The following is a 14,860-nucleotide window of genomic DNA, read 5'->3' as shown; positions in this document are numbered from 1 at the left end:
GAAACTTTACCAAACTTCTTCTTTTATTTTGTAACATGAATGGCTCTCGTTTCTTCGTTATAATCCACTTTCGCCTCTAACGCCTCAAAAATGAAACGAAGCGGCACCAAGCTCGTTCCTAATTCATTAACGAACGGCTTCTCCGGAAGCGGCACCACGGTACCATTCACTGTCGCTACATCCTTGTCTATGGTTACACCTATAGTCGTATTACCGCTAGTGATCGTGATGGTTTTTGTGTCAGCGTCCCAATCGACTTTAGCGCCGAGGGCTTCGGAAACCATACGCAACGGCACCATGGCATGGTCGTTAACAATTGTCGGTGACTCTTTTATCTCTCCGTTTATATACAGCGTCATAGAAGCATTACCCTGCTCTTCTTTCCCTTTTTCCCCTTCTTTCAATACCTTTACCGTTACTGTGTAGGCCGCCGTCACACTTTGGTCAGCTGCGAATACCCAGAAAAAGACCGGTTCCCTGAAATCCAGTGCTGTCGTTCCGCTACTCAATGGTCCTACAAATCTTCGGGACGTTAATTCTAATGACGTCACACTGGTTCCCTTAATGGTAAACGTCGGAACAAGCGCAGATACATCCGTGCCATACGGCACAGTCAATTCGATCGTCATGTTCTTCTCGTCCACCGTGCCCGTTACGCCGGGATTCAACCCTTCAAAGCTAAATGCCGTAATTGCCTTCTCTTGCGCCTTCTCTCGTTCCTCTGTCATAGTTAATACTATTACGTCATAGTTCATAGTTCTAGAATCGGGGCCCTCTACGGTATACGTTACGGGATTCGTGAAATCCTGAGCTGTCATTCCGCTCACTTGTGATTCATTGCCTACTCTCACGCTTCCCCCTTCAGTTGTTGTGAATGTCGGAACAAGCGTCTTTATATCCGTGCCATTCGGAACTTCCAATTTAATCATATGTTTCTCTTCGTCAACCACACCAGTAACGACCGGGTTCAAGCCTACGAATTTATAAGAAGTGATCTTCTTCGCCTCTTCACCCTTCAGTACCGTTACCGTATAGGTCGACGTACTTAGGTCAGCTGCGATAACATCGTACTGAACCGGGTTCGTGAAATCCTGAACTGTCTTTCCGCTCACTTGTTTTACCGGTATAGTGACTGGAATATTGAATGTTCGATGTGGAATTGAACCTGGGACGCTCCATAAAAAGGATGATTGTGCATTCGTCATCAGACTGGTCCCCGTAATTGTAAACGTCGGAACAAGCGCCTTTACATTCGTGCCACCCGGAACTTTTAATGTGATCACCTTGTTCGCTTCGTCAATGAATGAAGTAACTTCCGTATTCAATCCTTCAAAGCCAAATGCTGTAATCGACTTCTCTTGGGACTTCGATTCCGCTACTCTAACTGTTACTTCATAGGATTCTAACCTATTATCAGGCGCTACGATCCCAACCATGACTGGATGCGTGAAGTCCCGTGGTCCCACCGATAGTGGTTTTTGGATATATTCAAATACATCAGGGTATTTTTTTAATGCATCTACATCTTTAATATCAGTATTTTCAAAAAAATCTTTCATTGAATTATTCATATAATCATTAATTACTTTATCGAGTACATTATTATACCAAATATCTGAATCATTAAACATCAATCCATCTGGATCATTATACAATGCATCTAATATTTTATAATCACCTTCTTCAGGAATATAATTACTTATTAATCTTTTTCTATACTCGACTGCGCTCAAGAACTCAACACCATTTGTGTACACCCTCGAATCAAGATGCGTTACATCCGTCCCATACGGCACGTCCACTACAATCTTCTTGTTCGATTCGTCAATCGTTCCGTAGGCATTTCCTTGATTTGGAACTAAAACGTAAAACATTGTGATCTTTCCTTTAGTGTCTAGCACATCTGCATAGGCTCTATCATCTCCTTCAGGTACAAGCACTCCGACCATTGCCATTACCATCAATAATAAGATGGTTATTCCTTTTTTAATTTTTATTCGCATTTTTATTCCTCCTAGTTTAAATAGCGACGATACATGATTTCCACTTTTGGTCACACTATCACCTATTGTACATCAAGGCATAGCAAAAGCGCCTCCCCCGAATGGGGGATACGCAACGAAAAATTTGGGGCCTGAAGGAGTTCCTATCAACAGTTTAAATCATTTATTTATCAACAATTTCAAAGCTAGCCGTCAACGTAGCACCAAAGTCGCCTTTTTCCACGCCGACAGATTTAGAAATCTTGTACTTGCCATGAGCATATTTGTCGAGCTTGATCTCTAGGGTATAATCTCTTCCCGGAGACGTAGTATGTCCTTCCAGAGTCGCAGTCCCTTTGTTGTTCAAAGGCACCCACGCACCATTCTCCTCTATCTCTAAAAGGTAACTTCCTCCGTGGAATAACCATGTTGGTCCATAGTCTATCAGTTTCATTTGTAACGACTCGTCTGATGTATAGACTTGCTTATCTGTCGTCAGCATCGCATTAATCTCGTCACCTGGCACGTAGATTACGCCTATGATGGAATCACTGGCTTTTCCATCTTCCTCTATCAATTCAGTGAGCAATGTATACAAGATATCCTTTTTCTGAGGCACAATTATACTTATTTGAAAAGGGATTTTCCTCCTGATTTCATCCGCACTCCTTACATCCTCTTTATACATCTTCTCTGCTACTACACGTCTCTTTTTGAGATTATTGTCTACTTCGGTTAAGATCACTCGTATTTGCTTTCCTATCGGAAATTCCTCTATATAAGCACCTTGTTCTTCACCTGGTTTCGAATGCATGGCTATGGTTTCTGTCCAAGGTTCCTTAAATTGTGAAGGGAAATAAGCCCTGAGTTGTTCCCCTGTGTGTAGCGATGGATGTCCCGTTTTCTCATCAACTTCTTTATTTGTCCATTCAAAATCTTTATTTCCTGACTTGCAGGTTCTTTGGGAGCTAGTGTAAGCATTTCAATACAGCCAATAATAAAAATGGTCGATACAAATACCATAACTATCTTTTTCATTTCTACATCTCACAGTCTCTCGTTGATTTATGAATCTTGTCATTATAGTAAGACGCGAAGATCTCAAGAATGTTGTATGGAAAATACTAGACATCTGTTTGTTTCTCGTAATCTCTAGCAATTTGAGTGTTTGTCCTATATCAGAATATGAAACTTGACATATAGTATTGTATCGCAAAGGGGGTGCTAGCATTGGCAGTGAAAAACCAAGATGCTCTAGTAAGGATTAATAGACAACTTATAGCTATTAACAACGCCGTTCTTCTCAATAGAAAGAAAATAATTGGATTTAAAGAGACTTACCCAAGAAATGCTATGCAAAATTTATTACAGATCAGAAGGCAATTGAGGGCTATCAACAATCGAGTTCTCATAAATCAGCACACAATTGGAACTAAACTCGTTCTCTCCAAGAAAAAATTCGATAAAGTCGCCTTGAGAAGGATACTAACTCAACTTCAAACCATCAACCGAAATGTTCTTATGAATCAAAGGATGATTGATCGTCTCTTAGCGTGCACGAAATACAATGCCGAGATTAAAACGCAATTGAGAAAGATTAATAACCAACTTAAAAGAATCAGTAAGAACCTTATTCTTAGTCAACGTATTGTTGATGGCTTAATTCAGCCACCCATTGTCTCATGCCCTCCGGGCCATCAATGTGTGTCTGTGCGCTTGATTGATGGGTTAGGACTAGACTTAGATATTGATCCCAGCGACCCAAGTATTAAAATCACTGTGAGAACGTTCGGGGTACCTGTTTTATCCGGAACGATAAGTTTGAAGAATCCAACATTCAGCTTGGGCGGAGAATTTGGTCTTTTCGTTTTAGAATTGAGTTTCAGAGGGGAATTTGGAGACCTTGCTCATGGTCATTTTAGACTTATCTTGGGCGGTAGAGCATGCATCGGACCACCTATTGACATTTTACGTACCTGCACCGATTTCAACCAAATCATTTTTGATAAATAAGTCAGGCAGCAGACTTCTTCAAAAAACAACGAAAAAGAAGCTGGATCATGGATCACAGCTTCTTTTCTTGCGTCTTATCCGAAAAGAGAAATTAAACATATTGCAGGCGATACTTCATCAATTTTCAATTCCATTATGGATACATTAGTTATTCGAACATTATCCGGTAAACAGGTTTACTTCTTGTTTCATTTTTACGCAATAAATAGTATTATTGCCCAGAATAAATCAATGTATACATATATCTACCACTCAGATACATTTTACTTACCAGGCACAGGTCTTACTATAAGAAAAATAAGAAGAATCATCCCCATATACCCGAACAGCGGGTACAGATAAGTAAGGAGCGATGTAAAACCAACCTGACTGATTAACAAACAGGTAAACAATGTGGCCAGAACTACCCAATTTCGCGGGAGCGGATAGATACGCCCAATATGTCGGGTGATGCCAAACACGTTGCCAATGATCGTCGTTAATATTTCCCCGTAAATTACTAATATGAATAAAACATGAAAGAATCGCCCGAAACCTCGTATAATTTCAGCCATCGGAATCTCAACATTCAAAATCTCCGGCATCCGTGAGTGTATGGCAAAATGGCTAATCAATAGCATAACGCCCAGCCCTATGCCGCCCCATAATCCGCCCCATTTCAATATGCTCTCATCTTTCACCTCACTGCCTAGAGGCACCAAGACTGCTTGAGCAAAGGTAAAATTTAAGGCTACATAGGTAAAAGGACTGATGATCCATTTCAAATGGTTCACCGATTGCTGCGCTTGCCAATTCGCAGCTTCCCCAATACCATCCACACCAACAACACGGATGATCACAAGAACCATGAAAAATAGCATCAAAGGCATTACAAGCGAATTTGCCGCCAGAATGCCGTTCATTTCTTTCCTCATGATCAGGTAGCTCAGTAAAATACTAATGATGATGCCAAACTGGTACGGTAATCCTAGCTGCTCCTCAAAAATTGATCCAGTGCCGGACATCATCACAGCGGTTACGCCAAATAAGATGATAAACGTCAAGGTATTCGCGACTTTCCCAAAAAAATCCCCGAACAGATAATGGTTGAGCTCCTGATAGGACGACGCCTTAAGTCTATGTGAAAGTATCATCATTTTCGTACCAATCCATATAAAAAAGAACGTTGCAATCAATATGCCAACGCTGCCATATGCACCGTATATCGTGAAAAAATGCATGATGGACTGCCCTGAGGCAAAGCCTGCACCAACCACAGTCCCCATGTAAGTAGCTGCGATTTGTAAGATCATGAGCGTTTTTGGATTCATGGCTCCCCCATAGTCAAGCAGTATCTTGTACCATCTCATTGTATGTAAGACAAGACAGGATATGCCATTTATTAGGAGTGTTAACAAAGATCGCCCAACACYTTCCTAGGAAAGTGTTGGGCGAACTCTAATCGAAAATTAAAGGAAATATAAATGCAACGAATGCTGCCCAAACCCCGTAAACCGGCAAATACTTCGTAACGGTATCTTGGATGGCCAACGGTCCTGTTTTGTTTCGTAGAAAAAGCATATAGGAAACCATGATCCAAAGAAGATTGGCCCAAATCAGTATGTTTACCCCAAGGACAGCAAGTCTATTGGGCGTAATCCCATACGATGAAAGCCTGAACACGATGGCGGATAAAGCCACACTGTCAATGATAAGCGCGAGAACAATGAGGCCAACATTAATATAATCCGAAATGCTCTTTTTCTCGTCGGTGCCGCTTTCGGTAATGGAGAATATGGTAACGGCCAATACACCCAGGAGTATTCCGTTGAACGATAGGAGAAAATCGCGATCCAAGAATGGATTTTTCCCAACCACAATAACCGTTATCAGATAAACCAACAAGGTTACCAGCACAAGAGGACTAAAAATTTTGGCTATATAGGGAATAATACTTTTCGCAAGTTTAAGGTTCCTTGATACCAGGTAGGTAGCCACGATAGAAAGACCGGCAGCACCGAATACAACGACATTTCTAAAATAAAAATCTTCTATATTCATGCCGAGAAATGTAAATAACTGCATCGTGATTCCAAATAGCAGCATTCCGCAAATTGCCATGGGGGCGTAGAGTATGCCGAACTCACCGTTAAACTTAAGAAAGGCTAATCTTGTTCTGCCATTGCGATAATCATTTCCTGTAAATGCAAGCCCTACGAGTACCCATAAGAAGATGGGTAAGTGTATATAGGCCAGGATAATACTGTCTGTTTGCTCTAGCGGCAGCAGATTGAGAATGATCACAGAGAGTAGGAATGACAATCCTAGGGTGTACAGCACCTTTTTATTCGGCATATTCTTGGTTACAAAATAGATGGCAATGAAGGGAAGCACACCAAACGCAAGATTAATTGGGGCTATAGCTTCATTTTCCACAAAATGAAATAGGATCCTTGTCATGATCCCGGCCAGAATAGCTAAAATGCCCATGGAAATGAAATCTTTCTGAAGAAAGGAAGCTTTGTCGGTATGTACCGTCTCCTTGAAATGCAATCTTTCATACCACGCGGCAAGAAGCTGCGAATCAGGGTTTTGTTCCCAGGCGTATGAGAATGACTTTTTGAAAGCTTCGGGCTCTTTTCGAAATATTCGCTCCAGCTCATGGGGGTTAGCCATATTTGCAATAATCAAATTGGTATTGTCCATGATAATACCTCCTTATTCTTCCGTGTCTTCGTCCATTTTGTATTCTAGAACATCGCCAGGCTGACAGTCTAACGCCTTACAAATCGCCTCTAACGTCGATACGCGAATCGCTTTGGCTTTTCCATTTTTCAGTATGGAAATGTTAGCCATTGTGATTCCGACTCGCTCCGAAAGTTCGGTTACGCTCATTTTTCTTTTGGCCAACATCACATCAATATTGATTATAATCGCCATGTAGTCACCTCAGACCGTCAAGTCATTTTCTGATTTGATATCAATAGCCTCTTTTAAAAGCTTTTGTAGAACAGCAGCAAAAACAGCAACCACCAAAGAGACAAAAATCAAGACCATTCCGATTACGATGATACCTGGGGCATCATCTCTTTCCGCCATGAGATAGAAGAGTGGCAAGCCTACCACATACAACCCGCTGAATGAGATTGCGCAGTATTTTATTTTCTTTAATGCTTCTACAGATAGTTCTGAGAATGCTTCATTCTTGTCGATATACCTTAAAAGTTTAAAAGCCAGATACAGTGCAAAGTAAAAAGGGATCGCCGTTGCAAATAAATCGATAAAAACAAGATATTTCAAATACGTATGATCTGGATACAATTCTGCTGCATAATTCGCGATCTCCGGTACCAAAAATATGCACAAAGCAAGAACTGGGATGCCAATAAGAATAACAGCTGCCTTTAAAAAAAGTGTTGTTCCTCGTTCCATATAAACTCCCTCGCTTATGTTTAAATTTAATATGAATTTATCACAGTATTTATCGTTTTGCAATATATTTTAATTGTTATTGAATTAATTTCTATTGTTTATATCACTTTGAAATAGAAAAAAGAGCCGCCGCGAGGCAAGCTCCTTCCTTGTAATTTCATTGTATCAAACCATAAACCTGTACCCCGATCCCCAAACCGTTCCTATGTACTGGGGTTTCGATGGGAGTTCCTCAATCTTCTCTCTGATTCTGGCAATATGCACCGTTACCGTAGAGGCATCGCTCATCGCATCCATTCCCCAGATCCGCTCAAACAGCTCTTCCTTGCCAAATACCCGATTGGGAAATTGCGCAAGAAATAGCAGCAGGTCAAATTCCTTTTGGGCCAGAACGACTTCATTTCCGTTTACAAAAACGCGTCTGGCATCCTTTTGAAGCTCAAGGCCCCGAATCTGGAGCGTGCTTCCTTCCGTTCCTTTTCCAAACCGTTCCTTCATCCGCTCGAACTTTTTCAGATGGGCACCAACCCGTGCTACCAGCTCACCCGAGCTGAACGGCTTCGTAATATAATCGTCCGCACCGAGGCCTAAACCGTTAATTTTATAAATTTCCTCTGCTCTCGCCGATACCAATAGCACGGGAATATCATCCTGCTCACGAATTGTTTTTAACACTTCAAAGCCATCCATATCTGGCAGCATGATATCTAAGATAATCAGCTCAAACGCTTCCTCTTTGAGCGCTCTCAAACCAGCTGAGCCGTTGTTCACCATCTTAACGGAATAACCGCTGAGCTCCAGGTAATCCCTTTGCAGATTGGCAATACTTTGGTCATCTTCGATAATCAGAATTCTTTTCATCATAACCTCCATTCCTGTTTAGAACTTTTTAAGCGATATCATGATCCCGGTTCCCTCACCTACAGCGCTTTTAGCCCAAATTTTCCCGTCGTGGCCTTCTATAATTTGTTTAGCTATCGCTAGACCTAGTCCACTACCGCTCTTTCTTGAAGGGTCTACCTGATAAAACCGTTCAAATATGAAGGGAAGCTTGTCCTCGGGTATACCTTGTCCATTGTCTTTAATTTCAATAATCGCAGACGTTCTAGTTTCCCTGAGTATAATATCAATCTTTCCATTTGCCTTTTCTGCATACGTCATCGCATTATCCAGAATGTTTTGAACAACCCTTTTTAATCGTTCACGATCAATTAATACTTGGACTGGCTCTTGTAATTCATTTATTAACGCTAAGGTTAAATTAGCCTTTTCACATTCATATTTATGATCCGCAACGCAATCCTCGAAATAACTCGCCAAATCACTCTTTTCAAAATGGTAAGGGAGCTGGTTCAAATCGAGCTTTGAATATAAAAGGAGATCATCGATCATCGCATTGACCAAAATAGCTTTGGATCGGGCAGTTTCCAGATACTCCTCCATTTTCTCAGGCGTGTTGGCTACCCCATCGATAATGCCTTCGATATATCCTTTGATGGAAGTCACTGGCGTCTTTAAGTCATGAGAAATACTCGAAACTAAAAATTTCCGGTTATCATCATATTTTTGCTGTACATAGACAGACTCCTTCAACTTGATCCGCATTAACTCCAAGGTATTGCTTAATTCCCTAATTTCGCCTTCGCCCTCTTCGGAAATCTCGCTGCTTAGATCGCCTTCCCTGATTAATATCGCGGCGTCCTTTAATCTGGCGATCGGCAAAATAATGCCGCGTGAGAACTTATAGGAAATCCAAACATTCATCAGCAAAAAAACAACTGTGAAAAAACTGACCGTAAATATGCCAAGCAGCACAAATAAGCTTGTTTTTACCTTGATTGGTGCAAGCAACAGCAGAATCCCCGTATCGCCAGACGGAAGCTTATAATCCGCACGGTTAAACATATACGAATTGCCACCCAGCTCGATCTGATCTCGATTCGACCCACTGGAGAGCATTAGGATTTTCTCGATATCTATTTTATTAAAATTGTGAGTGGCATACAGAACCTCTCTATTGACTAAAATGATGGCACTGGCACCCAAAACGTCCACGCGATCTGCGAGCTCTTGTTGATATTTCTTATCCAAAAGTTCCTCGAACCTCAAGGTCTGCGCTTCTCTTTTGATCTCACTGATTACTGTCCTGACCTCGAACGCTTGTTGAAACGCCTTCATATCTACTTCGCGGCCAAACACTTTCGTATACGCAGCAACAAAAATAATGACGGCCAGGATCGTCAAACCAATGGAAAGCAGCACAGCCAGCGCATTCATCGTGAAAAAACGTTTCGTTAAGTGCATGTAGATTCCTTTCTAAATGTCCTTGCTGTCAAACAAGTAATACCCCGTAGTAAATAACATGATACCACAACCGGACATGATTAGAATCTGGCGGAATATTTTGAAGAAATTGATCGTTTCAGAAATCCAGAGGGTATACCAGTCGAACATCGATGTGATAAAAAAGCTCGAATAGGATGAGAACACAATGCCCAGAAAATTAAAGCCAATAAACACAAGAATGGAGAGGAAAAATACGGCTAGTCCGCCCTGAATCAGATTGGATAACAGCACGACGATAAGCGCAAACACAAAGATAGGAAAGAAAGTTAAGCCATAGGATACAATGACCTTAATAATCCCAACCAGACTGGYGGACGAAGGGTTAAATATAAAACCAGCGATAAGTGATAGTACCATGATAAATAACAGGTTCCCAGCTATAAATATCGCTAAATTCAAAACCTTCGCACTAAATACACCGAATCGGGAGACTGGTCTTAACAGTGTTATTTTCATCGTATTCGATGAGGATTCTCCGTTAAACATATCGATCGCCACAAAAATAGCAAACAGCGGTAACAGTGTATATGCAATAAACGACAGTACGGCTATAGGAAATTCAACACTGCCCACAACTCTTAGTCCAAGGCCATGCTTGATCGTAGTTACTGCAATTTGACCAATGATGACGGCAAGAATGGACAATATCGCGGCTGCCATGATTTTTTTCTTCTTAAGCAGCTTCACAGCTTCATTTATAAACGCAGCTTTAAACCCTACCATTCCTGTCCACCTCACTAACAAAATAATTCTCAAGCGACGAATAATCAGACAATATATTTTTGGTGTATTCCACGTTGACCAGCTTGCCTCCGTAAATGATCCCGATTCTTGAGCACGTTAATTCCACATCGTGAATCAAGTGACTGGAAATAAAAAAAGTCGTGCCTTCCTGGGAAAGTTGTTTGATCAACTTCCTCATTTCCAGCATCCCCTCGACATCCAATCCGTTTAAAGGCTCGTCCAAGATCAACAGTTTCGGTCTCGATAGAATCGCCGCCGCGATCCCCAGTCTTTGTTTCATCCCGAGTGAGAACTTTTGTGATTTCTCATTTTTATATTTCAGCATCCCCGTGATTTCAAGACATTCATCAATTCTTCGCTGATCAACTTCTGGATAGAATCTCGCAAACACTTTCAGATTATCATTAGCCGTCAAATAGGGATACGATTCTGCTGTTTCAATCAGACAGCCAACATGTTTCATCGCATTGACATAGTCTTCTGAGACGCTCGCTCCGAAAATCTTCACATCGCCGCGATCCGGCTTCATAAGTCCTGTGATCATCTTCATGGCTGTGGTCTTCCCTGCACCATTGGGTCCTAGAAAACCGAAGATATCCCCTTGATCTACATCTAAGTTCAACTCGCTGATACCCCGGCCATTCTTAAATGACTTGGTTAAGCCTTTAATTTCAATCGCCTTGACTGTCAATTCATCATCTCCCTAAAAATGCTCAGGAAGCCGCATCAGCAGCCTCCTGAGAATCATTTCTATTCAAATACGCGTGTAAATTCTCCGTCATACGAAGCTTTTACGCTAGATTTAATCATGTTTCCATCCGCACTACCTATATTTATGTTCAAATAAATCTTGCCAGCAGGGTTTGGATGAATCATGCCACTTTTTTGCTCACCCTTCGCATCTGTGTAAGTAAATGTTGGAGATGTCGCTGGATTGTATTCAAAGTTAAAGGCATCCTTGTTTGGATACTCGCTTTCAAAACCTGGTTTTACAGATTCGGAATACTTTCCTGTTACTTTGTCGCCTTCTACACTTGTGATTTCAACGGTTCTCTCGCCAATTTTCACGAACTTACCGTCTTTGTCCAAAACGATATCATTCTTATAGGTTCCCACATATTTACTGCTGAATCCGTTTGTACGGCTAACTTTCTCAACTTTTGCAGTAGCTAGGTCAGGCTTCGTAATCTTCGTACTGCCAATCTCAGAAAGCTTAACCATGATATTTAGGTTCAAGTCATGCTGAACACCATTTTTATCTTTTCCTGACAGCGTTATATCACCCGTCAGATTTTCCAGATAGCCTGCTTTATTTTCAGAGGCCGTACCTACAACCTTTTTCACGAAAATATCGCTCTCGATGGCCGGTAAGTCTCTCTCATTATCAAGCATTTGTTTGATGCCGAATGAGCTGACAGCATTCACGATGGCCGGCACCTGTGCCTCGGACAAACTTCCCGAATACACTTTGCCGCCATCCGTCCCTTCCTCTACTTGTACATAATCTTTCAAAGAGCCAACCACAGCGTCAACAATTTTCTCTACCTCTGCAGCTCCGTTTTCTTTAAAAGGGTTTCTGAATTCAGCTGGACCTTTAAGGTCACGGTTCATATAAGCCGGATTTTCAAATACGTAATATGTATTATCCAATGCGTTTTTATTAATGGATTGCTGCTTGTCGGAATACGAATAATTGGATGTGGTCTCACCCTTGGCATTTTTAGTTACCTCGGTGTTCTCTGACACCTGGTTTACCGTGTCCATTTTCGAGAACGAGGAAGATTGAAGCAAGGTTTGATCATTATCTTTCAAAGTATACAGCGTCTCTACCGTAAAGTTGTTCAAGCCATTTTCCATCATTGCAGCCGTATTTTTGGCTGAATCCTTCAAACGGTCATACCCAGATCCAAGCAGCGCATCAGCGAAAGCGGTAGATACGAATAGACAGGCTCCAACCGTAAATGAAAGTACAGTAATTGATTTTTTGCTAAGTTTCATCTCTTTGCTCCTTTAAACACAATTTTCGGGAAACGTTTCCTTACTTTTATTCTAATACAAGCTTATTGAATCCATATGAATGGATTATTAACAAAGTATTAACTCTTTTTACCCGTTAACCATCGGTTTATCCCAGGAAATAAAGTAACGGTAATAAAATCGGCGTCGAATAATTGCCCCGGGAAGTACCTCATGTGCCAATTGGCGAATCTCATTTAGTGACTCTTTAGGATCTGTCATCCGAACACCAGGATCTTGCATCCCGCCATGGAGTCGGTCCACGATACGGATTGGGAGAAGAAAAAGTCCGGAGATGACCAAATCCATAATAGATTTGTCAGCTGCAATACCAACAATGAGGAGCCGACCGCCAGGTGCGAGAACTTGGCGCATTTGTAACAGTGCGCTTCTCAGTTCCATATGGTGCAATGTCGCTACACAGATGACCGTAGAATAACATTCCTCTTGTGAGGGGACTGGCATGGCGAGGAAGTCCGTGTTTACGAGCGACACATTCGATGCTGCAGCAAGTCGCGTTTGCGCGCGCTCAATAGCTATCGTATCGGGGTCGATACCGATAACCTGTTGAGCGAAAGGTGCGAGACGTTGAAGTAGCAATCCATCACCACACCCGATGTCGAGCACTCGTCCACCGCGTACCTTTGCGTCTTCCACTAACTCCTCGTGAAATACAGTATTGTGATTCCAATATTTCTCCAGTGCTATATTCACTCCCCTACTATTTCGATCGTAGTTTACCTCAAGCCTCTCCATATAGACACTTTAATTCTTATAAAGTTTCATTTTTGGGTATTTTATCCACGAAATAAATTTACGTACCAAATCTGTTATCCGGATGTTCAATGGAAAAAGACAGCCGATAAACCAGCTGCCGTCATGTCGTGATTGAACTATAGTTCATCGTTAAGTGTTTAAATTGATTGTCATTCTGCACTCAACCTGGGAACAACATCTCCGTATTAAGCGTAAAGCCTTCGATCACGGCATCCTCGTCAACCTCAATCAAAATGCATCGTTTCCCCTGATAATTCACCTGTTTCACGTACTTCAAGTCTTGCGGACTGATCGAAATCGTAGCTACCTTCGTATCAATCTTTATCGATTTCGAAGTAAACTTGGGAATAACACTGCTCGCTTTGAACTCATAGTTTCTGTCATCAACGACCGTCTGGAACGCTTGTTCCACCTTTTCCTTCGTCACGTTCTCTACGCCACTCGCCGTCAGCATGCGTTCCACGTCGACATAATCCAGCTTCGGAGGCTCTTCCCCCTCATTAGACTCTACAATTTTATGTACTGCCTCGTACACATGAGCGATCGTGGAGGCATCAAGCTGTGCTCCCGCCACTTCCTTCACGATTTCCTCGAAAATAGCTCTTTCTTCATGCGCCGTCACAGTCTTCTCGGCATTCAATACTTGATCGATGAACTGCCAATTCGGCTCATTGGCTTTCCCCATGCAATACAATATGCGATTCACGTCAGAGTAGTTGTCCGTCACACTTGGATATAAAAATCCTTGCTCCGGCGTGTTCAATTTGATGATAGGATCGACGAAGACATTGTACTTATATTCCCTCTCGACATAATCGAACATGAGGATTTTACGCTGTTGCTCCGTGGAATTCACGCTGCACAAAATGAACAGATGCGAGAACATCTCGTCCTTCTCGCTCTCCTCGGCAGCTTCGTTCCTTTTCTTGGTCGGACGGGCCACTTGGCCGCGAACAAAAGTAACCACCATATCTCGTTCATACTTGGTATCCTTCAGCATTTTCTCTACCAACAGGATCATCAGATCTTGCCATTCTTCCGGATCACCGGTCACCAGCGCTTGATGAAGTAGTTCACGCGAAGGCTCCTCCGCTTCGTGCTGGAACTCTAACTCGATCATCTTCTGATCCAATTCGCCAGTCAGCAGTTTCTTGAAATTGCCCATATATAGCTCCTGCTTTTCCCTATCCAACATCGCAAACGGCTGACGTTCGTGATGATAAATCTCGCTGCTATCCTTCATGATATATACGTTAAGGATATCGTATATCTTTAACAATTCGTGGTCCAACTTAAGCTGCTTTCGAATATGCGCGAGTTCCTTTTTGTTCATGGTCCTTCAGACAACCCCCAACTAGTTTTATGAAACGGTCACAAAAGCAAATGCCCTTCAGAGAAGGGCATCTCACTTTTTACTTTTTTATTATGGTGTCTTCAAGCCAAGTATGCAACACTTTCAATATGTGGCGAGTAGAAAGTGACAAACAAACATGTCTGTATCCGAAGAGTAAAGCTTGACTAAGAAATTTATATTTGATAAAACGATGCTACGACTAAAGAAGGCGGTGTAA

General features: G+C 41.9%; 14 protein-coding genes. 1 reads left to right on the top strand and 13 read right to left on the bottom strand.

Going from position 1 to position 14,860, the window contains the following annotated elements; translation table 11 throughout:
- Nucleotides 1-23: 23 nt before the first annotated feature.
- Both AC1DVJ_RS21830 and AC1DVJ_RS21825 read right to left on the bottom strand, forming a co-directional pair.
- Nucleotides 24-2,003, bottom strand: coding sequence for a stalk domain-containing protein (locus AC1DVJ_RS21830; protein ID WP_477593268.1), 1,980 nt, complete (start codon nt 2,001-2,003; stop codon nt 24-26).
- A 163-nt stretch (nt 2,004-2,166) separates the two neighbouring features.
- Nucleotides 2,167-2,796 carry an immunoglobulin-like domain-containing protein gene (locus AC1DVJ_RS21825; protein WP_477593267.1) on the bottom strand — a complete coding sequence of 210 codons (630 nt, stop codon included), beginning with the start codon at nt 2,794-2,796 and terminating at the stop codon, nt 2,167-2,169.
- A gap of 416 nt (nt 2,797-3,212) precedes the next feature.
- Between AC1DVJ_RS21825 and AC1DVJ_RS21820 the strand changes: the two genes are divergently transcribed.
- A complete protein-coding gene (locus tag AC1DVJ_RS21820) occupies nt 3,213-3,995 on the top strand; it encodes a hypothetical protein (RefSeq protein WP_477593266.1) in 783 nt (260 codons plus the stop codon).
- Between the two features lie 263 nt (nt 3,996-4,258).
- On the opposite strand, the gene AC1DVJ_RS21815 is transcribed toward AC1DVJ_RS21820, so the two are convergent.
- The 11 genes from AC1DVJ_RS21815 to AC1DVJ_RS21765 form a co-directional block, all read right to left on the bottom strand.
- Entirely contained in the window at nt 4,259-5,305 is a 1,047-nt protein-coding gene (locus AC1DVJ_RS21815) for a YkvI family membrane protein (RefSeq protein ID WP_477593265.1), read from the bottom strand.
- A 127-nt stretch (nt 5,306-5,432) separates the two neighbouring features.
- Complete coding sequence (locus AC1DVJ_RS21810; protein WP_477593264.1) at nt 5,433-6,680, bottom strand: DUF4153 domain-containing protein; 1,248 nt, start codon at nt 6,678-6,680, stop codon at nt 5,433-5,435.
- Between the two features lie 12 nt (nt 6,681-6,692).
- Nucleotides 6,693-6,914, bottom strand: coding sequence for a helix-turn-helix domain-containing protein (locus AC1DVJ_RS21805; RefSeq protein WP_477593263.1), 222 nt, complete (start codon nt 6,912-6,914; stop codon nt 6,693-6,695).
- A 9-nt stretch (nt 6,915-6,923) separates the two neighbouring features.
- Nucleotides 6,924-7,406 carry a DUF2975 domain-containing protein gene (locus AC1DVJ_RS21800; protein WP_477593262.1) on the bottom strand — a complete coding sequence of 161 codons (483 nt, stop codon included), beginning with the start codon at nt 7,404-7,406 and terminating at the stop codon, nt 6,924-6,926.
- A 165-nt stretch (nt 7,407-7,571) separates the two neighbouring features.
- The gene (locus tag AC1DVJ_RS21795) at nt 7,572-8,267 is read right to left on the bottom strand and encodes a response regulator transcription factor (RefSeq protein WP_477593261.1); all 696 of its coding nucleotides are present in this window, start codon (nt 8,265-8,267) and stop codon (nt 7,572-7,574) included.
- 18 nt (nt 8,268-8,285) lie between these two features.
- Nucleotides 8,286-9,710 carry a sensor histidine kinase gene (locus AC1DVJ_RS21790; protein WP_477593260.1) on the bottom strand — a complete coding sequence of 475 codons (1,425 nt, stop codon included), beginning with the start codon at nt 9,708-9,710 and terminating at the stop codon, nt 8,286-8,288.
- 12 nt (nt 9,711-9,722) lie between these two features.
- The gene (locus AC1DVJ_RS21785; protein ID WP_477593259.1) at nt 9,723-10,475 is read right to left on the bottom strand and encodes an ABC transporter permease; all 753 of its coding nucleotides are present in this window, start codon (nt 10,473-10,475) and stop codon (nt 9,723-9,725) included.
- Nucleotides 10,462-11,187 (bottom strand): ABC transporter ATP-binding protein, encoded by a 726-nt coding sequence (locus AC1DVJ_RS21780; protein ID WP_477593258.1) that lies wholly within the window; start codon nt 11,185-11,187, stop codon nt 10,462-10,464. The genes AC1DVJ_RS21785 and AC1DVJ_RS21780 overlap by 14 nt, the downstream gene beginning before the upstream one ends.
- 59 nt (nt 11,188-11,246) lie before the next feature.
- Complete coding sequence (locus AC1DVJ_RS21775) at nt 11,247-12,494, bottom strand: hypothetical protein (RefSeq protein WP_477593257.1); 1,248 nt, start codon at nt 12,492-12,494, stop codon at nt 11,247-11,249.
- Between the two features lie 108 nt (nt 12,495-12,602).
- Complete coding sequence (locus tag AC1DVJ_RS21770; protein ID WP_477593256.1) at nt 12,603-13,268, bottom strand: class I SAM-dependent methyltransferase; 666 nt, start codon at nt 13,266-13,268, stop codon at nt 12,603-12,605.
- A gap of 181 nt (nt 13,269-13,449) precedes the next feature.
- Nucleotides 13,450-14,622, bottom strand: a complete 1,173-nt coding sequence (locus AC1DVJ_RS21765; RefSeq protein WP_477593255.1) for a DUF4317 domain-containing protein — start codon at nt 14,620-14,622, stop codon at nt 13,450-13,452.
- Between the last annotated feature and the right edge of the window lie 238 nt (nt 14,623-14,860).

This window comes from Paenibacillus sp. P4_A9, from assembly GCF_056402415.1.
The sequence above is the reverse complement of the archived record's forward strand: the minus strand, read 5'-3'. Positions and strand labels throughout refer to the sequence as shown.